1 protein-coding gene is annotated in these 1,160 nt (G+C 63.1%); it reads right to left on the bottom strand.

Features of this window, described 5'->3' with window-relative positions:
* Positions 1-17: 17 nt before the first annotated feature.
* The gene (locus AC07O8_RS27240) at positions 18-980 is read right to left on the bottom strand and encodes an IS110 family RNA-guided transposase (protein WP_495051020.1); all 963 of its coding nucleotides are present in this window, start codon (positions 978-980) and stop codon (positions 18-20) included.
* Positions 981-1,160: the final 180 nt, after the last annotated feature.

Raw genomic sequence — 1,160 nt, 5'->3', positions numbered from 1 at the left:
GCGGGAGAGCAACCGTGTCAAGCGCCCTCGGCACTTCTCCAGGGTTGGCCGGTTTTGAAGATGGCGTTGAGGATGACCAAGAGCTTGCGCATGCATGCGGTCATCGCGACCTTGAAGGGTTTGCCTGCCAGGCGCAGGCGGTCGAACAACGCCTTGATGGGCCCGTCGTACCGTTTGGCCGTGAGCGCGGCCATGTACATCGCCGTGCGGACGTCTGCTCGTCCTCCCTGGATGTAGCGAGGGCCGTGCCGTTTGCCGCTGTCACGAGCCATCGGCGCCAGTCCCACCAGCGCCGTCACGCGCTTGCGGTCCAAGCTGCCCAACTCAGGCAGACGCCCGAGCAACTTCATGATGGTGACTTTGCCGACGCCCGGCACACTCTCCAGCAACTCGTATTTGGGCTGGTAGATCGTCGAGTCCTTCAAGCGACCGTCCAAATCCTTGTCGATCTCCTTGATCCGCTTATCCAGCCACTCGATGTGCTGTCGTACGCTCGTGCGCGCCGCGTGCTTGACCGTGGACAAGCGGTTCTTTTCCTGAGCGCGCATGGTCACCAGCTGTGCTCGACGATCCACCAGTTCGATGATCTCTTGCTGAGTCTCGTCGGGCAGTGCGTACACCTGGGGACGGTTGACCTGTGCAAATCTGGCCAACACCTGCGCGTCCAGCCGATCCGTCTTGGCAAGGATTCCCATCGACCGGGCGAAGTCGCGCACCCGCTTGGGATTGACTACCGCCACGCCGATTCCGGCCGCGCACAGCTCACTCGCCAGCGCCGCCTCGAAACCACCAGTGGCCTCCACCACCACCAGCGTGGGCCCCAGCTTCTTGAGCTGCGACACCAGCACTGCTCGTCCGGGTTCGTCGTTGTCCACCCGCTTGGTCAACTCCCCGGACTTGTCGGCCGAAGGGGCGGGCACCTGAGCCACGTCCAACCAGGCCTTGCAAACGTCGATACCGATGAAGATCTCTTCGCTCATGACAGCGCCCTTCCTTGTGTTCGATACGGCCTCAATGGACCTCACAACCGTTCGGGCTGTCCGCATGGCGAATGAGGTCGGCCACCACGACCCTCGCTCTCCCTCGGCATGGCGCCGAAGCGCCTACCCTGGGCTGGTCGGCCTGTGGCGGCCTGGGCGTACTTTGCTACATACAAGGGC

The sequence above is a fragment of the Roseateles sp. GW821-FHT09G09 genome, from assembly GCF_059415965.1.
Note: the sequence above shows the minus strand (reverse complement) of the source record. Positions and strands in the feature narration are given on the sequence as shown.